Annotated in this window: 21 protein-coding genes and 1 tRNA gene; 8 read left to right on the top strand and 14 right to left on the bottom strand. The window is 65.5% G+C overall.

Annotated features, from left to right (window positions below):
- The first annotated feature begins 14 nt into the window (after positions 1–14).
- A complete protein-coding gene (locus MKL09_RS14285; protein WP_244021024.1) occupies positions 15–320 on the top strand; it encodes a hypothetical protein in 306 nt (101 codons plus the stop codon).
- Positions 321–382: 62 nt separating this feature from the next.
- On the opposite strand, the gene MKL09_RS14290 is transcribed toward MKL09_RS14285, so the two are convergent.
- The 10 genes from MKL09_RS14290 to MKL09_RS14335 all read right to left on the bottom strand — a co-directional run bounded on the left by MKL09_RS14290 (position 383) and on the right by MKL09_RS14335 (position 10,080).
- Positions 383–1,264, bottom strand: a complete 882-nt coding sequence (locus MKL09_RS14290; protein WP_244021025.1) for a 3-hydroxybutyryl-CoA dehydrogenase — start codon at positions 1,262–1,264, stop codon at positions 383–385.
- A gap of 190 nt (positions 1,265–1,454) precedes the next feature.
- On the bottom strand, positions 1,455–2,408 hold the full coding sequence (locus MKL09_RS14295) for an electron transfer flavoprotein subunit alpha/FixB family protein (RefSeq protein WP_244021026.1): 954 nt from the start codon (positions 2,406–2,408) through the stop codon (positions 1,455–1,457).
- Positions 2,409–2,480: 72 nt separating this feature from the next.
- Positions 2,481–3,230: an electron transfer flavoprotein subunit beta/FixA family protein gene (locus tag MKL09_RS14300; RefSeq protein WP_244021027.1), complete on the bottom strand. Its 750-nt coding sequence runs from the start codon at positions 3,228–3,230 to the stop codon at positions 2,481–2,483.
- A 209-nt stretch (positions 3,231–3,439) separates the two neighbouring features.
- Positions 3,440–4,012, bottom strand: coding sequence for a cob(I)yrinic acid a,c-diamide adenosyltransferase (locus MKL09_RS14305; protein ID WP_244021028.1), 573 nt, complete (start codon positions 4,010–4,012; stop codon positions 3,440–3,442).
- A gap of 92 nt (positions 4,013–4,104) precedes the next feature.
- Positions 4,105–4,731, bottom strand: a complete 627-nt coding sequence (locus MKL09_RS14310; protein ID WP_244021029.1) for an acyloxyacyl hydrolase — start codon at positions 4,729–4,731, stop codon at positions 4,105–4,107.
- Positions 4,732–4,897: 166 nt separating this feature from the next.
- Positions 4,898–5,083: a twin transmembrane helix small protein gene (locus MKL09_RS14315; protein ID WP_244021030.1), complete on the bottom strand. Its 186-nt coding sequence runs from the start codon at positions 5,081–5,083 to the stop codon at positions 4,898–4,900.
- 140 nt (positions 5,084–5,223) lie between these two features.
- Positions 5,224–7,887: a TIGR02302 family protein gene (locus tag MKL09_RS14320; protein ID WP_244021032.1), complete on the bottom strand. Its 2,664-nt coding sequence runs from the start codon at positions 7,885–7,887 to the stop codon at positions 5,224–5,226.
- A 136-nt stretch (positions 7,888–8,023) separates the two neighbouring features.
- On the bottom strand, positions 8,024–9,232 hold the full coding sequence (locus tag MKL09_RS14325) for a polyhydroxyalkanoate depolymerase (RefSeq protein ID WP_244021068.1): 1,209 nt from the start codon (positions 9,230–9,232) through the stop codon (positions 8,024–8,026).
- 230 nt (positions 9,233–9,462) lie between these two features.
- The gene (locus MKL09_RS14330; protein WP_244021034.1) at positions 9,463–9,708 is read right to left on the bottom strand and encodes a hypothetical protein; all 246 of its coding nucleotides are present in this window, start codon (positions 9,706–9,708) and stop codon (positions 9,463–9,465) included.
- A gap of 162 nt (positions 9,709–9,870) precedes the next feature.
- Positions 9,871–10,080, bottom strand: a complete 210-nt coding sequence (locus tag MKL09_RS14335) for a hypothetical protein (RefSeq protein WP_244021041.1) — start codon at positions 10,078–10,080, stop codon at positions 9,871–9,873.
- A 369-nt stretch (positions 10,081–10,449) separates the two neighbouring features.
- On the opposite strand from MKL09_RS14335, the gene MKL09_RS14340 reads away from it, so the two are divergent.
- From MKL09_RS14340 to MKL09_RS14365, 7 genes are all read left to right on the top strand, one after another.
- The gene (locus MKL09_RS14340) at positions 10,450–11,103 is read left to right on the top strand and encodes a Maf-like protein (RefSeq protein WP_244021043.1); all 654 of its coding nucleotides are present in this window, start codon (positions 10,450–10,452) and stop codon (positions 11,101–11,103) included.
- The gene (locus tag MKL09_RS14345) at positions 11,100–11,297 is read left to right on the top strand and encodes a DNA gyrase inhibitor YacG (protein WP_244021045.1); all 198 of its coding nucleotides are present in this window, start codon (positions 11,100–11,102) and stop codon (positions 11,295–11,297) included. The genes MKL09_RS14340 and MKL09_RS14345 overlap by 4 nt, the downstream gene beginning before the upstream one ends.
- Before the next feature lie 105 nt (positions 11,298–11,402).
- Positions 11,403–11,478 (top strand) — tRNA-Phe (locus MKL09_RS14350).
- 82 nt (positions 11,479–11,560) lie between these two features.
- Positions 11,561–13,267, top strand: a complete 1,707-nt coding sequence (locus MKL09_RS14355) for a hypothetical protein (protein WP_244021046.1) — start codon at positions 11,561–11,563, stop codon at positions 13,265–13,267.
- Positions 13,268–13,689: 422 nt separating this feature from the next.
- On the top strand, positions 13,690–13,971 hold the full coding sequence (locus tag MKL09_RS14360; RefSeq protein WP_244021048.1) for a hypothetical protein: 282 nt from the start codon (positions 13,690–13,692) through the stop codon (positions 13,969–13,971).
- Positions 13,972–14,222: 251 nt separating this feature from the next.
- On the top strand, positions 14,223–14,531 hold the full coding sequence (locus tag MKL09_RS32355; RefSeq protein WP_409566931.1) for a PadR family transcriptional regulator: 309 nt from the start codon (positions 14,223–14,225) through the stop codon (positions 14,529–14,531).
- On the top strand, positions 14,522–15,061 hold the full coding sequence (locus tag MKL09_RS14365) for a hypothetical protein (protein WP_244021050.1): 540 nt from the start codon (positions 14,522–14,524) through the stop codon (positions 15,059–15,061). Before MKL09_RS32355 ends, MKL09_RS14365 begins: the two co-directional genes overlap by 10 nt.
- 15 nt (positions 15,062–15,076) lie before the next feature.
- On the opposite strand, the gene MKL09_RS14370 is transcribed toward MKL09_RS14365, so the two are convergent.
- From MKL09_RS14370 to MKL09_RS14385, 4 genes are all read right to left on the bottom strand, one after another.
- Positions 15,077–15,367 (bottom strand): hypothetical protein, encoded by a 291-nt coding sequence (locus MKL09_RS14370; protein ID WP_244021052.1) that lies wholly within the window; start codon positions 15,365–15,367, stop codon positions 15,077–15,079.
- A 292-nt stretch (positions 15,368–15,659) separates the two neighbouring features.
- Positions 15,660–15,959: a hypothetical protein gene (locus MKL09_RS14375; RefSeq protein WP_244021054.1), complete on the bottom strand. Its 300-nt coding sequence runs from the start codon at positions 15,957–15,959 to the stop codon at positions 15,660–15,662.
- Between the two features lie 23 nt (positions 15,960–15,982).
- Positions 15,983–16,495: a hypothetical protein gene (locus MKL09_RS14380; protein ID WP_244021055.1), complete on the bottom strand. Its 513-nt coding sequence runs from the start codon at positions 16,493–16,495 to the stop codon at positions 15,983–15,985.
- A gap of 397 nt (positions 16,496–16,892) precedes the next feature.
- Complete coding sequence (locus MKL09_RS14385; RefSeq protein WP_244021056.1) at positions 16,893–18,134, bottom strand: hypothetical protein; 1,242 nt, start codon at positions 18,132–18,134, stop codon at positions 16,893–16,895.
- Positions 18,135–18,570 lie beyond the last annotated feature (436 nt).

Raw genomic sequence — 18,570 nt, forward strand, 5'->3', positions numbered from 1 at the left:
GGGAGGGAACAAACATGGCCGAGAGACTGAATCCGCAGGACAGCCGGCAGGGTGAGCGCGGCAAGCCCGTGCTGTGGGTCCTGGTCGGCAGCCTTGTCCTGCTGGCGATCGCCACGGTCGGCCTGTTGACCTGGAACGGCGCGAATTCACCCAAGGATTACGCCAGCCAGAGCCAGGATGCCTCGCGCCGCGAAGTGACCGGCTCGGTCAACGGCCAGTCCGGTGGCGCTGCGCAGTCGAACAGCAGCGCGGTTCCCGGCGGCAACCCGTCCTACCCGCAGCCGGCCCAGCCGAACGCGAACGGCGGCACCGCGAAGTAAGGTTTGTGAGTTGGGGCGGCGCCCGGCGCCGTCCCCTGTGACGGTCGCTTTGTCCCAGCGCCTCAGCGGGTCGGGATCGGGGTCGGCCCGCGATAATCATAAAAACCGCGCTTGGCCTTCCGGCCGAGCCAGCCGGCCTCGACGTATTTCACCAGAAGCGGGCAAGGCCGGTACTTCGAATCCGCCAGCCCCTCGTAGAGCACCTGCATCACCGACAGGCAGGTATCCAGTCCGATGAAGTCGGCGAGTTGAAGCGGGCCCATCGGGTGGTTCGCGCCGAGTTTCATAGCAGTGTCGATCGACTCGACCGACCCGACGCCCTCGTAGAGCGTGTAGATCGCCTCGTTGATCATCGGCAGCAGGATGCGGTTGACGATGAAGGCCGGGAAATCCTCCGACATCGTCGAGATCTTGCCGAGCTTGGCGATGAACGCCTTTGCCGACTCGTAAGTGGAATCTTCCGTTGCGATGCCGCGGATCAGCTCCACGAGCTGCATCACCGGCACCGGGTTCATGAAGTGGATGCCGATGAACCGCTCCGGCCGGTCGGTCGCCGCGGCGAGCCGGGTGATCGAGATCGACGACGTGTTCGTCGCCACGATCGCATCCGGGCGGAGCGAGGCGCACAGCGTGGAAAAAATCTCGCGCTTGGTCGCCTCGTTCTCGGTGGCGGCCTCGATCACCAGATCGCAGGGCCCGAGATCGGCGAAGCCGTGGGCCGGTTGGATGCGCGCGCGCGTCTCGCGGCTCTCGGCCTCGTCGATGGTGCCCTTCGAAACGAGCCGGGCCAGGCCGCCGTCGATCGACGTCAAGCCGTTCTGCAGACGGTTCGGGTCGCGGTCGTTCAGCAGGACATCGAGGCCGGATGCCGCGCAGACCTGCGCGATGCCGCTGCCCATCTGGCCCGCGCCGATGATGCCGACCCGCTTGATCTCCATGTCCATCTGTCGACCTGTGCCCCCATACGGCCGTTGATGCGCAACCACCCGACGGGGTGGATCATGCCGACGCCGAGGCCCGCGCGAAGACGGACCGTCCCAGACTTCTAGACCATTCTCGTTCGCAGAAGGAACCCGCGGATACGCCCGTTGCGACAATGCTCACCGGGTGAACCCGTCCGGGCGTGCGCGAGCGCTACTGCCCCTTCGCCTTGCTGATCTCGGCCTGCAGATCCGGCACAACCTGGAATAGATCGCCGACCAGGCCGTAATCTGCGACCTGGAAGATCGGCGCGTCCTCGTCCTTGTTGATCGCCACGATGACCTTCGAATCCTTCATCCCGGCGAGGTGCTGGATCGCCCCGGAAATGCCCACGGCCACGTAGAGGTCCGGCGCGACGACCTTCCCGGTCTGGCCGACCTGCCAGTCGTTCGGCGCGTAGCCGGCATCGACCGCGGCGCGCGAGGCGCCGACCGCAGCACCCAGGGCATCGGCCAGCGGCTCGATCAGCGCGTGGAACTTCTCCGAGGAGCCGAGCGAACGGCCACCGGACACGATGATCCGGGCCGAAGCCAGTTCCGGCCGATCGGACTTGGCGATCTCCTCGCCCTTGAAGATCGACCCGCCGGCCTCGGGGGCGGCGGCCGAGACGGCCTCCACGGGGGCCGCGGCACCGCCGTCCTCGGCCGCCTTGAACGCCGCGGTGCGCACGGTGATCACCGTCTTGCCGGCGGGAATCTGCACGGTCTGGATGGCATTGCCGGCGTAGATCGGCCGCTCGAACGTGTCGGGCGCCACGACCTTGATGATGTCCGAGACCTGCGCGACATCGAGCAGGGCGGCCACCCGCGGCAGCACGTTCTTGCCCGTGGTCGAAGCCGACGCGATGACGATGTCGTAGGGCTCGGCGATCGACGCGATCAGCGCCGCCACCGGCTCGGCGAGGTCGTGGTCGTAGACCGCATCCTCGGAATTCAGGACCTTGTCGACGCCGTCGAGCTTGCCCGCCGCCTCGGCCACCGCCTTCGAACCGCTGCCCAGCACGAGGGCGTGGACCGGCGCGCCGATACCCTTGGCGGCGGTCAGCGCCTTCAGCGTGCCATCCTTGATCTGACCGTTGCCGTGCTCGACGAAGAGGAGAGTCGTCATGTGCGCGTGAACCTCGGTTGCGGCTGGCCACGCTCGACCGTCTCGACGGGAACGCAGCCCAGCTCAAAAAATTCAGATGACGCCGGCTTCGACCTTGAGCTTCTGGACGAGCTCCGCGGCCGACCCGACCTTGACACCGGCGGAGCGTCCCGGCGGCTCGGCGGTCTTGAGCACCTTGAGTCGCGGCGTCACGTCGACGCCGAGCGCCTCGGGGCTCAGCTCCTCAAGCGGCTTCTTCTTGGCCTTCATGATGTTGGGCAACGAGGCGTAGCGCGGCTCGTTGAGGCGTAGATCGGTGGTGACGATCGCCGGGAGCTTGAGGCTCACGGTCTGAAGACCGCCATCGACCTCGCGGGTCACGTCGAGGCTGCCCTCGGACGCTTCGATCTTGTACGCGAAGGTGCCCTGCGGCCAGCCGAGCAGCGCGCCGAGCATCTGGCCGGTCTGGTTCGAATCGTCGTCGATCGCCTGCTTGCCCAGGATCACGAGCTGCGGCGTCTCCTTCTCGACCACCGCCTTCAGGAGCTTGGCCACCGCCAGCGGCTCGCAAGTCACGTCGGTCTTGACCAGGATCGCCCGGTCGGCACCCATGGCGAGCGCGGTGCGCAGGGTCTCCTGCGCCTGCTGCGGGCCGATCGACACCGCCACGATCTCGGTGACGGTGCCCTTCTCCTTCAGACGGATCGCCTCCTCGACGGCGATCTCGTCGAAGGGGTTCATCGACATCTTGACGTTGGCGAGTTCGACCCCGGAGCCGTCGGCTTTCACGCGGATCTTGACGTTGTAGTCCACCACCCTCTTGACGGGCACCAGCACCTTCATGGCGGTCTCGATCCTTCCCCGGGGATTCTTGTCGTCGGACCCGCCGGTCCCTCGCGCGTTCGGCGCTCAGGCTGGGCAGGCACGCAAAGCGCGCGGACCGTAACGGCCACATTTCCGCCTTGTCAACGCGGCGTCGTCGAGGGGTCTGGAAAAGGCCCCGCTGGGGGCAGAACGGGTTTCGACGTGTGGGCGACCCGCGGCGATCCGAGTCAGCGATTGGCGCCCGGCACCCACAACACGTCGTCGGCGCCATTGGCGTTCGCGGTACGACTCGCCACGAACAGGAAATCCGAGAGGCGGTTCAGGTACTGGATCGCTTCCGGCGAAACCGCCTCGCCCTCCCGGTCGGCGAGGCTCACGGCCAGCCGCTCAGCACGCCGGCAGACGGTGCGGGCGAGGTGAAGCGCGGCCGAGGCCGGCGAGCCGCCGGGCAGCACGAAAGATTTCAGCGGCGGGATGGTCGCGTTCAGGGCGTCGATGTCGCGCTCCAGCCGCTTGACCTGGCTGGCGATTATGCGCAGCGGCTCGTAGGGCAGGGGCTCCGGGCTCGGCGGTGTTGCGAGGTCGGCGCCGAGATCGAACAGGTCATTCTGGATCGCGCCGAGCATCCCGTCGAGGGCGCCCTCCGTATGCAGCCTGACCAGGCCGATGCAGGCATTGGTCTCGTCGACGGTGCCGTAGGTCTCGACCCGCAGGTCTGCCTTGGAGCGGCGCTGCCCGTCCGCCAGGGCAGTGGTGCCCTTGTCGCCGGTGCGTGTGTAGATCCGGTTGAGCTTGACCAAGAAACCCGCGCCTCAAGATGGTCGCCGGGCCGGCAACCCCGTGAAGGCTAGGGCGTAAGGCCGTTCCGCTGACGGCGCAATCGGCCTGAAGATCAGAACGTGTAGCCGAGCTTGCCGCCGAAATTGGTCAGCCCGCGATTGTTCGCGCAGAGACCGGCATTCGACATGTGCTCGACCGTGGCCATGACGCTCCAATGCTCGGTCAGGCGATAGCCGAGCGCCGCCGCCTCGCGGAACATCGGCGAGCAGCCCAGCGTGTTGAAGCCGTAGGGCGTTTCCGCCTTGGGGCCCGTATAGCCGTTATGGGCGGCGCCACCGAAGAAGCCGTCGAGGAAGACGCGCCGGCCCAGGGTCTCGGGGAAGATCTCCACGGTCCAGGTGGCGCCGAGATAGGCGTAACTGGTCCGGCCGCCGGTGTTGTAGCTGCCGCCCACCGTCGGACGCGGGACGAAGGCCTGCCAGAACGGGTCGGCGCTGATCTGCGGCTTGGCGAACAGGATCTCGCCGTTGACGTTGGCCTTGCTGAAGCCCGGAAGCTTGCCCTCGGCGCTGCCGGGATCCTGCACGGCACCGCCGATGCGCACCTCCGACACGATGCTCAGCGGCTGGGCCGGCGCAACGTAGGCCGCCGGCAGGGCGGGTGCATCGGCCGCGGTGGCCGGCAGAATCGCCGCACCGATGAGGAGAATGGCGGTGCAGGTACGGAGGGCGGCAATCATGGGGCTCGGCCGGTTGGGCAAGGCGGTCTGGCTCTACCGAGCGTAGCACGGCGCCTCGGGAACCCGGCGGCCAATTCATCCCGGCACTCCGTGAAAAGCGCGGGGTGCGGCGGTGCGGTCACACCCTTGTTTCGTCGTGCGCCATGGTTGCCGATTCCTATCGCGCTCAGGCCGAGCGCCACCAGACGACGCCCATGATGATCAGGATCGCCACGAACTGCAGCAGCACGCGCAGACGCATCAACTTCTGGGAGAGGTTCGCATTGCCGCCCCGCATCATGTTGGCGAGGCCGAACACCAGCACGACGGCGACCGCCGCACAGGCGATGAGAACGAGCAGATTGGACGACATGAGCGTGAGAATCCGGACCCGACGGGCACCGTGATCCGGAGCGCCGCCGCATGGCGAGACGATGGGCGTTCGACGCGCCGCCAAGGGAAGACCGGTTCGGCGGCGATCTACGTGTCATGAGGAGGAGATAGAGCGCGCCCTCAATTGCGCCGGAGCAGGCGCTCGAAATAATCGAGCTCCTCGCGCGGCCGGGTGGGATCGCCGAGCTTGCGCCGCAACTCCTCCATGATGCGCCGGGCGCGCTGGACGGCGGATTCGTCGGCGGTCGGGACTCGGACGCGGCCGTCGCTCATGTCGCGGCCCTTGGTCGGGCGCCCGAGCGGGTCGTCGTCGCGGGCGCCGGCCTGGCCCTGCTGACCCGGCTGCTGGCCGCCTTCCTGCTGGCCTTCGCCCTGGCCCTCGGCCATCTCCTGCATCTGCTGCGCCATGCCCTCGGCGCCCTTCTTCAGCCCTTCGAGCGCGCGACCCTGGGCGTCGACGGCCTCGTCGGCATCGCCTTGCTTGAGGGCGTTCTCGGCCTCGCGCATGGCATCCTCCGCGTCGGAGAGGCCCTGCTCGCCGCGCATGCCGTTCTCCTTCATGCGCCGCTCGAGATCCTCCAGGCGCTGGCGCAGCGCCTGCTGGCGGTCGCCGACATTGCCCTGCTGTCCCTCACCCTGCTGGCCCTGGCCTTGCTGTCCTTGGCCCTGCTCGCCTTGCCCTTGCTCGCCCTGGCCCTGTTTTCCTTGGCCTTGCTTGCCCTGTCCCTGCTTCGGCCGGCCCTGTTGACCCCGGCTGCCTTGCTGGCCCTGCTGTTGCTGCTGTCCGCGATTCGACGGGCGCTGGCTGCCTTGCGGCTCCTGCCCCTCCTTGAAGGTCTCGTCGCGCAGGCCCTGCTGCTCGCGCGCCATGGCGTCGAGGTCACGCATCTGCTTCTGCATCTCGCGACTGGCCTGATCGGATTTGCCGCCCTTCTCCGCGGTCTGCAGGTTCTCCAGGATGTTGCGCAACTGCTCCATCAGGCGCTGCGCCTCGGCGGTGTCGCCGCGCTTCATAGCCTCGGCCATGTCCTGGATCATCTTGTCGAGATCCTCGGGCGTGACCGTCTTGGATTGCTGGTTGCTCTGGCCCTTCTCGCCCGGATCGCGCGGTTGGCGGCTCTGTTTTTCGGCCATCTGCGACAGGAACTTGTCGAGGGCCTGCTTGAGGTCCTGCGTGAGGCGCTTGATCTCGTCGTCGGGGGCGTTGCGCTCGATCGCCTCCTTCAGGCGGTCCTGCGCCTGCCGCAGCTGCTTTTCGGCATCCGACAGGTCGCCGTCCTCAATCTTCAGGGCCATCTCCCAGAGGAGATCGGCGACATCGATCAGATCAGTATCGGTCTTGGCCCGGCGCAGGCGCTCGGTGGCGGTCCTGAGGCCGAGGAACACCGGCGGCTGCGGCGTGAACATGTCTGGCGCGACCAGCAGCGCGTCGAGGGCGCTTTGGACCCAGAGGCGGTCGGAATCGGGCGCCGTCACCAGGCGGCGACGATCCTCCGCGAGCGCCCGTGCCAGGGGATCCCGGAACGGCCGGGCCGGCAGCGTGATTTCGGAGACCGGTGTGCGCCCTTCCTGGCCTGCCTCGTCCTTGACGACGATCTGGTAGCGCACCCGCGCGCCGGACCATGGGCTGTCGGTCAGGTCGACCAGGGTCTTGGTGTCGGTCTCGCCCGAGGCGTCGGCCGGCAGCGCGAGGTTGATCCGCGGGATCGGCGCCAGCGAGCGGCCGGCCTTCAGCGGCTCGATCACGCCCTCTGCGGAGCTGATCCCGTAATCGTCCTTGGCCCGGTACGTCAGGTTGAAGGTGCCGCGGCCGTTCATCTCCGGACCACCCACGGCCGTCACCTCCGGCGGCTTGTCCGGGATCGCCTCGACGGTCAGGCGCTGGCGCCCGGCCGGGGTGACGATCACCAGTTCGGCGCCGCCGACGATCCGATAGCGCTCCTCGCGCAGGTCAGGACGCTGATCCTGCCCCGGGATCGGCGTGAGGCCAGCATTGGGCGTCAGCGTCGTGTTCGCCGCCGCTCTGCCCTGGCCCGCGATCCGCACGATCAGCTGCGCGTTGACCGGCGCCCGCAGGTGCTGGTCGCTGCCGTCCATGGCGATCAGGAGCGGTGGCAGCCTTGTGTAGAGTGGCGGATCGATCCAGCCGTCGACGCGGAAATTCGGCCCCGGGGCGACTGGCTCGTGCCAGTCGAACGCGGCGCCGATCCGCTCGCGCCATTCGGGTCCGGCCACGAACAGGCTGGCGATCGCGGCAACGACGATCCCGGCGCGCAGCGCGTAGGGATCGCGCCGGGTCATGCCGGGGCGCGGCAGCCCGACCTTCAGGGAAGCGACCGCCTGCGCGGCCCGGCGCTGGTGCAGCGCCCAGAGCGTGCGACTGCCCGGATCTGCAGCGCCGACCGCCAGCGAATCCTGCGCCGCCGAGGCCGGGCCGTGACGAAGCGCCGGATCGCGCGCGGCCGCCTCCCGGTCGAGCCGGGCCAGAGCGATCCGGCGATCGGGCCGCGCGAGATGCACGAGGGGCAGGAGCGCGACGACCAACAGGAGCGCCAAGACGGCCAGCCCGATCTGCCGCCAGAGCGGGGCGAGATCGAGCCACAGGCCGGCCCAGGACAAGGCGAGGAACAGCAGCAGGACGCCGAGCCCGCGCCACAGAACCGGCCAAGCCTGCTCCCACAGGGATGCCACCCGCGCCTGGGCGACGAGCCGGTCGAGCCGCGCGGCGGCCGCCTGTCCCGTCCCGGTGCCGGTCGTGCTGTCGAAGCCGTCCCTGTCGTTCACGCCGACCGTTCCGCCTCAAGCTTGAGCTGATGTCAGAGGCGCCCGAGATGATCCGGGCTCCGACAACCAGAGGCTAGCATGGTGGGCCGCGCCGGTCGGCGGGTCAAATCGGCGCGACCGGAGATCGGGCGACCGGTCAGTTATGCGCCTGGATAAAGTTGCGCACCTGCGGGTATATCTGCGTCTCCCAGCGCTTTCCGGCGAAGACGCCGTAATGGCCGACGCCGGCCTGAAGATGGTGCGTCCGCATATACGGGGCCAGCCCGGTACAGAGGTCGTGTGCCGCCATGGTCTGGCCGGGGGCGCAGATGTCGTCGCGCTCGCCCTCGACGGTCATCAGCGCCGTCCGGCGGATCGCCCCGAGGTCGATCGGCTCGCCGCGATAGCGCAGCTCGTTCTTGGCCAGGGTGTAGTCCTGGAACACGGTCTTGACCGTCTCCAGGTAGAACTCGGCCGCCAGATCGAGGACGGCGAAATACTCGTCGTAGAAGGTCTCGATCGCCTCGGCCTTGTCGTCTTCGCCGTTGGCCATGTGCCAGAACAGGTCGGAATGGCCCTGGACGTGGCGCTTGGTGTTCATCGACATGAACGCCGAGACCTGCACGAAGCCCGGATAGACCCTGCGGCCGGCGCCCTTGTGGCGGGCCGGGACCGTGGCGATGAGGTTCTTCTCGAACCACTCGATCGGCTTCGAGGTCGCGAGCTCGTTCACGCCGGTCGGGTTGATCCGGCAATCCACCGGCCCGGCCATCAGGGTCACGCTGCGCGGGGCGGCTGCGTCCTTCGCCTGCGCCATCGCGGCAACGGCGACGAGCGCCTGCACGGTCGGCTGGCAGACCGCCACCACGTGCGATCCCTCACCGATGGTTTGGAGGAACTGGATCAGGTGGGCGACGTATTCATCGAAGCCGAACCGGCCCGCCGACAGGGGGACATCCCGCGCGTTGTGCCAATCGGTGATGTAGACGTCGTGATCGGGCAGCATCGTGCGCACGGTGGCGCGCAGCAGCGTGGCGAAATGGCCCGACAGCGGCGCCACCATCAGCACCTTGGGCTGCTCGGTGTGGATGTCCTTCTTGAAGTGCAGCAAGGTGCCGAACGGCGTCACCGTGACGGCCTCCTCGCTCACCGGCACGCTCCGGTTGCCGACGGTGACCGATTCGATCCCGTAGGCGGGCCGCGCGAAGGTCAGGCCCGCGCGCATCATCATGCGGGCGTTGGCCGACATCCACCGGGCCGGCTCGCTCCACCGGATCCAGGGCGACCAGGCGTCATTCAGCATCCGTCCCCAGGCCCGGGTCTGGGCGGCGAGGTCGGTCTGCAGGTCGAACGCATCATACAGCATCGGGCGGGCACTCGCGGGCGCCCGGCCCGACACGCGGGCGATCGGGACGGCAAACTCGGGCGGATGCCGGGATGGGGATTGCATCAGCATGGCCGGGGAGCATCTGCCCACCGCCCGGGGGCCGCAACTGGCCAAAAGACGGAGACCAACAGGAAAGCGAGAGCCGTGGCTTTGATGTACCAGCTCTAAACTGGGCCGCGGCGACGCTGCGGGAGGCGCACGCGGTGGCCTCAGGAGGCGCGGCGGACCAGCGGGCCGGGCTGGCCCTCGGACCGGCGATGCTCGCAGGCGATCTTGAGGTAGCGGTCGCCGCCGCCGGGCAGGCCCGCCTGGGCCGCCATGGTCTGAGCGTGCATCAGGCACTCCATCGGCGAGTGTGCCGGCGCGACGATGATGTCGAGGGCGGTATCGCGGGAGCAATCCTGCGCCAGCAGGGTGCCGGCACAGACCAGGGCAACGGACAGCAAGTCGGACATGACGGACCTCAGCTTCGATGGATCGAAAGGTCCGCGGGGTGCTCTTGGCGTCCGAGCCGCCGCGTTGTTGTTGCCTGGGTGCTTCCTCGCTTGTTCCGAAGATACAAAGCATGCGGCGTGCCAGCCGCGACGGATATTGCGAAGCGATGGATTTCGCCCGGCTCAGTCCCGGGTCGAAAGCCACTGCGTCTCCGGCTCGACCGCCGGGAGCAGGGCCGCGACATCATCGAGATCGACGACGTAGTGGTCGGTGAGCACCTGCCAGATCTCGGCCGACGAGGTGACCTGCGGCCGCAGGCCGTCGAGGGCACGGGCCAGCAGCGCCGCGTTCACGAGCTTCGGGCGTGCCAGGAGCGGATCAGCGTTCAGCATCGGTCTCGACCCCGTTTCGATGCCAGAACTCTCAGCCCGGTTTGGTTAATGCCCGGTTACGAAACCTCGCCAAAGCTTTCCGTCTTCTTGAGCCGACCAAACAAAACCTTGATCGCGGTCCGATGTCGCCATCGACGGAGACGTGTCAGTGCTCGGACGCCGAGGTTGACGTCTTGGTGTTCTCCGAGCTGAAGAAGCCACGTCGTCGCGCGCGGCGGCGGGAGCCGATCGGTCCGGTTCACAAGCCCGACCCCATCCCGTATCAGGCGGGGGAGATCGAGACCGTTGCGGCGGAACGGGGACGCGCCGCCTCTCTGCGCGCTCCGCCATGCCGCGAGCGCTCTGGGCCGAACGTGCGAGCGGGACACCATGGACGCCACACCTGAAGCGATCGGTGCGACGCAGGGGCCGGCCACCCGGTTCGTGCTCGCCTCCGGCTCGCCACGCCGCCTGGCCCTGCTGCAGCAGATCGGCATCGAGCCGGATTCGCTGCTTCCCGCCGACATCGACGAGACGCCGCGCAAGGCCGAGCCGCCGCGCGAATTGGCCCGGCGCCTCGCGCGCACCAAGCTCGCCGCCGCGGAAGCCGCGCTCCACCATCAGGACCAGAAGGTCCCGACCTGGCTGTTGGCGGCCGACACGGTGGTGGCGGTCGGGCGACGGGTGCTGCCCAAGGCCGAGGGGCCGGACGAGGCCGCCGATTGCCTGCGCCTCCTCTCCGGTCGCCCACATCGGGTGTTCACGGCGATCTGCCTGCTGTCGCCGAACGGAAGGCGGGAGCGGATCGTCGAGACCCGCGTGCGCTTCAAGCGCCTCTCCGGCCGCGACATCCAGGGCTACCTGGCCTCGGGCGAATGGCGCGGGAAGGCCGGCGGCTACGCGATTCAGGGCCTGGCCGGCGCCTTCGTGGTGAAGCTGGTCGGCTCCTACAGCGCCGTGGTCGGGCTCCCGCTCTACGAGACCATGAGTCTGCTCGACGGCGAGGGCTATCCGATCAGGGCCTCTTGGGGCAGCCTCGCATGATCGAAATTCCCATTCTCCGAGACCGCCGCCCGGCCTGCCCGATCTGCCGGCGCCCCGAGGCCGAAGAATTCCGCCCGTTCTGCTCGCAGCGCTGTGCAGATGTCGATCTCGGCCGCTGGCTGAACGAGCGCTACGCGATCCCCGAGGAACTGGACCCCGATGCGCCACCTCCGGCGCCGGATTCGGAGGACTGAAATTTTCCGTCGCCTCCGTCATGCCGACGTCACGGCAAGGCTGGACAGGCCGCAGAGTCCTGACTATACCCCGCGGCGTCCGAGGCCCACAGCGGCGCGGACGACGCCCAGGTAGCTCAGTTGGTAGAGCATGCGACTGAAAATCGCAGTGTCGGCGGTTCGATTCCGTCCCTGGGCACCATAGTGCCCTAAGCCTCTGATATCTTGATTTTGTTGGGTTTTTCGCTGCCGACCGGGTCACAAATCCGGGGCACAGCACCCACATGCACCTCAAGATGTCTTGCCATGCTTCCCGCCCCGATTCTTCCGCTCACCAGTTCAAGGTGCGGGCGCCCCGTGCCGTGCTAGATCGCGTGCGCGGGCGCGAGATCGTGTTGGAGCTACCGGCCGTAGGCAGTGAGCCTGCCGCGCCGTTCAGGACGACGTTGGGCGAATTTGCGAAGGGCAGCTTGCACACGCGCAACGCCGACGTGGCCGATACGCGCCGCCTCGCCGTCCTGGCCCATCTCTCCCGCATTTGTTCCGCTGCGAAGGCTGGGCCGGTCACGCTGAGCCAACGCCAGATCCAGGGATTGGCCGGTCAAGTTCACAAGCTGCTTGAGGCTGAGCACAGCGACAATCCCGGCACCGAGGCCGAGTGGATCACGTTCAAGGCACTCACCCGCGCGGCTATCGAAGGTCGCATCCCTGGTGCGCCGCCGATACCGGAGCGCGGTCGGTCCGATGATTCGGTTTTGGCCGAGCTGCTGTTCGGCGAGACGGACGATCTGACGGGGACGATCAACTCCCTACCAATGGAATGGGGAACCATAGCGCTGGAGCAGAGGGCCGGGCGGCTGGCCCTGTGGGTGCTGGGCCGGAACGGGATCGAGGTCGCACCCGAGACGCATATCGCGCTGTTGAGGGAGATTGCGCGAGCGGCGCTTCAGTTCGCCCATCAGGCCAAGCGGATGGCGCGTGGCGACTACCGACCTGACCCGGACCGGGATCGCTTCCCTGAGTTTGAGCGCAGCAAGCCGGCCGGGGTCACGCTCTCCGGGGTGTTCGACAGGTGGAAGGCCGAAGTGAAGCCGACGCCCTCGACGGTCTCGACGTGGCGGGGGGTGATTCGCTCGCTGACGGCGCACCTCAAGCAGGACGTGGAGATCGGCAAACTGACCAAGGCGGACGTGATCGCGTGGAAGGATGCGCTGGTTGAGCGGGGCGTGCGGCCCAAGACGGTCAACGATCAGCATCTTGCCGGTTTGAAAGCGCTGCTGAACTTCGCGGTCAGAAACGGTCTCGTTACTGAGAACGTCGCGACGGGCGTGCGGCTACAGGTGAAAGCCAAGGCCGGCGAGCGCATGTTGCCCTACAGCGACGACGACGTGGCGCGGCTGTTGGATCATGCATCTCGCGAAACCGCCCCGGCCAAGCAATGGCTACCGATGCTGGCGGTACTCACCGGCGCCCGGATCGGCGAGTTGGCACAGGCTTGGGGCGATCAGGTCCGGCAGATCGACGGCGTGTGGTGTCTGGAGATCCGGCCGGCTGAGGATGGTGGCACGCTCAAGAATGTCGGTTCTGAGCGCACGGTCCCGCTACACCCGGCTTTGATCGAGGCAGGATTTGTCCAGTTTGCGCAGGAGCGCGGCAACCGGCCCATGTTCTACCTGAAGCCGGCCCGGAGGGGTGCGGAGGCAAAGCACCCGAGCAAGGGCGTATCAAATCATCTCGGGACTTGGATTCGGGCGCTACCAGAATTTGATGATCCGAGGAAGGCACCGGCTCACGCGGCCCGGCACTGGTTCAAAACCACGGGCGGCAAGTTGGAAATCATGGACTCCCTGGTGAACGCGATCCAGGGCCATACCGATGGCTCTGCGGCTGGGACCTACCGGCATTTCTCTACGGAGCAGATGGCCAAGGCCGTTGCTCGATACCCTGTGCCGGGCCTCCAAAAGCCGGACGACGGTGCGGCGCCGCTCTAGCTTGTTCCTCGTCCATTTTTGACGGGGTGTGGATCGAAAATTTTTCCGCTCGAAATCCACGAGGTCGGAACGGCACTTACCCGAATCGCAGGGGATATCCACAGACTTTTGCCTTCTGGCACAACATCTAGCGGGGAACCCGGGAGTCGGGCACCACTTGTTGACGTGATTCCGAGACTGTGATCAGATTCGGCATCCCAGCGAGAGGCGATCGTCAAGCGATGGCGATACCAAGAGCTGGGGACTACCGACCACCTGAAACGAAAAGGGCCGCTAGGTCTGATCACCCAGCGGCCCGGACGTTTCTGCCTGCAAATCCGGTAGCCGGGTGCGGGACAGGCTGTGTTGCAGCGGGCGCCATTGTGGCGTCCGAATGCCTTTGGTCAAGCCCGGCTGCCTCGTAAGGTTGAACGAGGTTAAATATGCCTAGTTTCAAAGTAGCCCATATCCGTAGATCTGGGCAGGATATGATTTTGGTTCCTCTAAGCTCAAACTTCGATTACAAATCAGAGCAAGAGCAGCTTGGTGTCATTGAAGAACTTCAGGAGCGCGCAAGCTCTGCGGGGATGGCCGGCTCTGTTGTGCCGGTCTGGCAGAGTGGCAATCAGATGAAATTCCGCGCTCCGCCTCCGTGGCATGGTTTTATCAAGTCCATTGGTATGAATGGAGTGATGGGAAATATCAATAAGACCTTGTACTGGTAGTATTGATAAGGATTATTCTTCTAAACGGTGCCCGGACACCGCGAGTGTCCGGGCGCTTGCATTGTTTTGAGCAGGCAGCCGATGCTATCGAATTCTTTTGACGTCTGATTCGAAGGACGATCCATTCGCTAGCAACCGTGATGACATTATTTAGCTGGCTATTCGCGAGATTCGCCCCGCATTCCGTGGGGCAGGGTCGCAATTGGCAGCCAGCTCGTGGAACCGTCAGCCCCCTATGTAGATTTACAATCATGGCATCAGAACCCCGTTTATCCGCGCAAACGCTGAAGGTTCTGGGTGCCTTCCTGTCATCATCGACTTGCGAGCTATCGGGCGCTCAGCTCGGTGCAACATCCAAGCTGGCGTCTGGTACGCTCTACCCGATGTTGATCCGCCTTGAGGCCGCAGGTTGGCTTAGCTCACGATGGGAGAATGATGACCCGCACGTTCTCCAGCGACCGAGACGAAGGTATTATCGACTGACAGCAGATGGCGTTCGCAAATCACACGCTGCGTTCGCCGAGATCCAGTCCACCGTTGGAGGCTTCCGATGGGCGTGATTGGCTGGATTCTAGCAGCGCTCGGCGCAATAGCTGTCGCCACCCTGAGCCGACTCTGCTCTGACGAGTTTAAGGCTTGGCGACCATGGATAACGAATTGGCTTATTGATCGAGCGGTCAGCCTACTTCCAGAGGAATTGCGGGACAGGTTTTCTGAGGAATGGCGCAGTCATATCGAAGAAACACCGGGCGATCTCGGAAAGCTTGTCGCGGCGGTTGGTTTTGCTTTCGCTTCAAGAAGGATGGGCAATAGGCCATCACTATTAGCTAGGGTATCGACAAATTATAAATCAATTACATCTAAGATCTATGAAAAGCAAATTCCAAGTTATGAAAGGGCGCGACTGTCTGCGGCTTGGCTAAATACTATCGCTTCAGGAGTGGTGTCTGCTGGAAGTTGCGGATCTTTACTCGCGTGTCATTTTGCACCAGATCCGAAAATATCGGCATTACAAGTCATAACCATCACGATAACGGCCCTTGGACTAGGGGCAACTCTTCATCTGGTGGCCAGAGCACTAAGAAAATGAAAATAGCCGGTCGGGCTACTTCCCTTGAGCGAACACGGCATCCCGCAGGGGCACTACAGCTGGATCGATGGCTGGCACAGCATCGTCGGCCAAGCTCGCCTCCAGAGCGTCAACGAGCGCCTTGGCAACCTCCACGGGATTCTCGCGGAGCTGCAACCCGAGTTCCACCAGTTCGGCGATCATGCTGGACCTGGACGGTATGCCTTCGAGGAGCCGCTGAGCGTCGATTCTGTTCAAGGTCTCGACGGTTAGGCTCACGCCGATCTGGCGGCGGGCGGCGTCAACGAAAGGGATCGAGCAGGGCATGGTTCGTTTTCAGGGGTTGTGATCGGTGTATCCCGACCAGATGGATGGATGGGGGCGGTCGGTGCGGCAGTTCTCAGTGTGGGATATTCCCATACTGGTCCTGCGCTGCGAAATGCGGGCCGCTGGCGGTGTTCTTGTCCTCGGCCATTGTCCGGTGCTGGAAATGACCGATCGCCGTCCTGGGCCGAATTTGGGGCTTGGTGGGGCACTGTCAGATTGTCGGATAGTGACCGGGTGAGCCGGGTCAGCAACCGCAGTATCTGCCAATCCACAACATGGGCGTCGTGCGGCATCAGGCGGCCAGCCGGGCAGCCTGTCGGGCCTTAGCGTCGTCCCGGAGCCATTTCCCGACCACAGCGGCGAGGAACGCTTCTGCCTGAGCCTGGGCGGCTGTATCGCTGGGATCGAGGTCGAGCGTCGCGTCGGTGATTCCGCGGTCCGGCAGCTTCGGCATGGTGATCGGCCGAGGGCCAGCCGGCGGAGGCTTGAGCCATTGCGTGCGATCCACGAGCGTGTGCTTCGGATCGAGTCGGCTTTGAAAATCGCGTCGGCGCGTCTCGTATTTGCGCCGGGGCAGGGGTGCGGTCGTCATGGTGATGTTCCTCGTGTTCGGGGTCATTCGGCAGCGAGCAGCGCCCGCAAGTCAGGATCGCACTCGGACCAATCGGCACGAGTGGCAGAGGCGTTGAGCAACAGCCCTTCCAAGACGGATTGGAAGGCGGGCGCGGCACCGCCAGGCAGGTACGAAACCCGGTGCAGTAGGTCCGCTACCTCATGAGAGGGCACGTAATCGGGTGCACCCGCATCATCGCCAGAGTGGTACGCGTTGGGATGCGCCTCGATGATCGGCGGATCGGGTACGCGTTGGGGTGCACCGTCATCAGCACCAGCCGGGTACGGAAAGGGGTGCAGCCCGCGGTCCCGTTCGGCCCGGAGCTGATTTCGGCGGTGCCAGGACTTCACGGTGTTGGGGTTGAGATCGAGCAGCCGGACCAGTGCGGCCTTCGACTGCGACCGGGGCGTGGCGCCCTTGGCAGCGCGGCGATCCCTGGCACGAGCAGCACGGCGGGCTCGGTCGAGATCACGACCGGTCGGTGAGGTGGACGAAACGTCGTCGGCGTCGGGCATGAGGCATATCCCCTAGATCTGCAGGGGCCATTATACCACTATGTCACTGATATATATCGTAAATCTGTCTATTTCGCCGGTCTCGGAGCCCTGCTGGACACGGTCAGTCCGTGATCGAGGTCAGAGCCGATCCCGACCAGAGGTGAGACTGAGCCGAGGTGAGGGCCACGAGCTGATCGAGGCGACGGCCATGAGGCCAGGACACCTAGAAGTTAGGCCTTGAGGTATAGCAAAGGCTAAGTCCGAGGTCCGGAAGAAAGGGATTGGGGGAGGAAGAGACAGGGAGGCTCCCTAGTACCTGTGGAACTAAACCGGAAAAATAATCAATGGAAACAACGACATGAGTCGCCGCGGACCGGACCCGTTTTCCGGCCGTTTTCGACGCCTCATCCGATCCTCAGTGGCCTCCGATCAGGGGGGCTTTGCCGACCCGCTGGAGGTAGGCGTCATGCATCGCACCGCGCATCAGGGAGGCGTCAGACCCGGCCTTGGTGATCGCCGAGTCGTGCATCGGCAGGCTGACCACGCCGCGGTTCAGGCAAGCCGCTGCGGCGGCCGTCATGACCATCGACTCCTCGTACTGGAGACGGATACCAGCTCCCGTGAACAGGGTGTCGCCGATGGGGGCGTGCTTCGCCTTCAGGGCCTCGAACAGGGCCTTGGCGCCGATCCTGTGGCCCTTGGCGATGGCATCCACCTCGGCCTGTGTCATGCGCGGCCCTCCGGCGTCGATCTGCGCCTTGGCCGCCTGGGAGGCGAGCCGGTAGCAGAACGCGAGCAGGGCCGACTGCTCGCCGCTGGCATTGATCAGGATTTGGGTCGCAAGTTTCGCCTCATCCCGGCCAAAAGTCGGGTGCGAGACCGCGTACAGGTCGCCGTCGAAGTCCAGGCCGCTCAGGTGGTAGAGCATGCGAGGATGGCAGCCGGAGATATCGGGCTCGTCCACGGGGGCGCCGTCGATCCTGAGCTGCCCCCGGCGCTTCATCGTGCGGTTGCTGAGCGTCTGGTACGGCATCCCGTACAGGCGACCGCCGGCCTTCGTGGAGGCGTTGTATACCGCGTGCGCCTGATTGCGGCGCGGATCGTAGGCCCGGCCGTCGATCATCATCGGAGCGGTCTGGGTCCAGGCCACGTCCGGCGCGTCGAGTGAGACCACGATACCGCGCATGGCCTCGTTCAGCCGTTCGATATGGCGGCGCCTGCGCTCCAGCTCGCGCGTATCCGGGACCGGCATCATCTGCCCGTCCGTGTCGCGCATCACGATGGGATCGCGCAAGCCGTACACCAGGGCGACTTCGATCCCGATGAGATCGACAAGCTTCTGGGTGGGCCAGAACGTCGTCTGGATGCCCGAACCGCCTTCCATCGCCACGCCCTTGAGGACATGGATCCATCCGGCAGCGTGCAGGCTCTCCAGGGCGCCGCGAACGTGTTGATAGGTGTAGCCCCGGCCGACGATCCCGCTGCGCCTCACGTACCACTCCCTGCGCAGGGAAACGCTGATACGCTGCTCGGTGCCGGCCACGGACATGGCTTCCGCCAGGATAGACGCGACGGCGTGGTCACGGTCGCCGTTGCCGGTCCAGGGCAGGTCTCGGTGATCGCGGAAGCATCCCGGCACCGTCCACCGGAAAATCATCGGGATATCGCGCTTCGCCTCCGGATCATCCCAGAGGCCTTGCGCGCCGTTATAGCATGTGCTAAGTTTCTTAAGCATACAACGACTCAGCCCGGTCGTCCGTCAGCTCTCCTCAGTGAGACGGCGACCGGGTGCCCCTTTTGGGCGGTAGTGGGTCTGCGATTTTTTCGCTTGAACCCTAATGACGATCCCTGTACGTTGGCAGGGTAATGAGAACTCCGTCTTCATCGACGATCCGATGAATGCAACGGGCTGCCTACATTAGATTCGATCTGTAAGCAAATCGCCCTGGCTTGTCGCCGGGGACTCCAGTCACAGCTTTTGCCTATGACGCTTACGAGACCTGCGCTGAGCGCGTAACAAACGCCGTTAAGCCGTTGTTGCATGACCTGGGCGCAGAGTGTTGTATCCAGAACACATAGCTGTGCCCTGGATG

The sequence above is a fragment of the Methylobacterium sp. J-048 genome (assembly GCF_022829515.1).
Taxonomy (GTDB): Bacteria; Pseudomonadota; Alphaproteobacteria; order Rhizobiales; family Beijerinckiaceae; genus Methylobacterium.

Coding starts and splice junctions, on each gene's coding strand:
- MKL09_RS14285 (WP_244021024.1), top strand. CDS start 15: ATGGCCGAGAGACTGAATCCGCAGGACAGCCGGCAGGGTGAGCGCGGC.
- MKL09_RS14290 (WP_244021025.1), bottom strand. CDS start 1,264: ATGGACATGGAGATCAAGCGGGTCGGCATCATCGGCGCGGGCCAGATG.
- MKL09_RS14295 (WP_244021026.1), bottom strand. CDS start 2,408: ATGACGACTCTCCTCTTCGTCGAGCACGGCAACGGTCAGATCAAGGAT.
- MKL09_RS14300 (WP_244021027.1), bottom strand. CDS start 3,230: ATGAAGGTGCTGGTGCCCGTCAAGAGGGTGGTGGACTACAACGTCAAG.
- MKL09_RS14310 (WP_244021029.1), bottom strand. CDS start 4,731: ATGATTGCCGCCCTCCGTACCTGCACCGCCATTCTCCTCATCGGTGCG.
- MKL09_RS14315 (WP_244021030.1), bottom strand. CDS start 5,083: ATGTCGTCCAATCTGCTCGTTCTCATCGCCTGTGCGGCGGTCGCCGTC.
- MKL09_RS14325 (WP_244021068.1), bottom strand. CDS start 9,232: ATGCTGTATGATGCGTTCGACCTGCAGACCGACCTCGCCGCCCAGACC.
- MKL09_RS14330 (WP_244021034.1), bottom strand. CDS start 9,708: ATGTCCGACTTGCTGTCCGTTGCCCTGGTCTGTGCCGGCACCCTGCTG.
- MKL09_RS14335 (WP_244021041.1), bottom strand. CDS start 10,080: ATGCTGAACGCTGATCCGCTCCTGGCACGCCCGAAGCTCGTGAACGCG.
- MKL09_RS14340 (WP_244021043.1), top strand. CDS start 10,450: ATGGACGCCACACCTGAAGCGATCGGTGCGACGCAGGGGCCGGCCACC.
- MKL09_RS14345 (WP_244021045.1), top strand. CDS start 11,100: ATGATCGAAATTCCCATTCTCCGAGACCGCCGCCCGGCCTGCCCGATC.
- MKL09_RS14355 (WP_244021046.1), top strand. CDS start 11,561: ATGCACCTCAAGATGTCTTGCCATGCTTCCCGCCCCGATTCTTCCGCT.
- MKL09_RS14360 (WP_244021048.1), top strand. CDS start 13,690: ATGCCTAGTTTCAAAGTAGCCCATATCCGTAGATCTGGGCAGGATATG.
- MKL09_RS32355 (WP_409566931.1), top strand. CDS start 14,223: ATGGCATCAGAACCCCGTTTATCCGCGCAAACGCTGAAGGTTCTGGGT.
- MKL09_RS14365 (WP_244021050.1), top strand. CDS start 14,522: ATGGGCGTGATTGGCTGGATTCTAGCAGCGCTCGGCGCAATAGCTGTC.
- MKL09_RS14370 (WP_244021052.1), bottom strand. CDS start 15,367: ATGCCCTGCTCGATCCCTTTCGTTGACGCCGCCCGCCGCCAGATCGGC.
- MKL09_RS14375 (WP_244021054.1), bottom strand. CDS start 15,959: ATGACGACCGCACCCCTGCCCCGGCGCAAATACGAGACGCGCCGACGC.
- MKL09_RS14380 (WP_244021055.1), bottom strand. CDS start 16,495: ATGCCCGACGCCGACGACGTTTCGTCCACCTCACCGACCGGTCGTGAT.
- MKL09_RS14385 (WP_244021056.1), bottom strand. CDS start 18,134: ATGATTTTCCGGTGGACGGTGCCGGGATGCTTCCGCGATCACCGAGAC.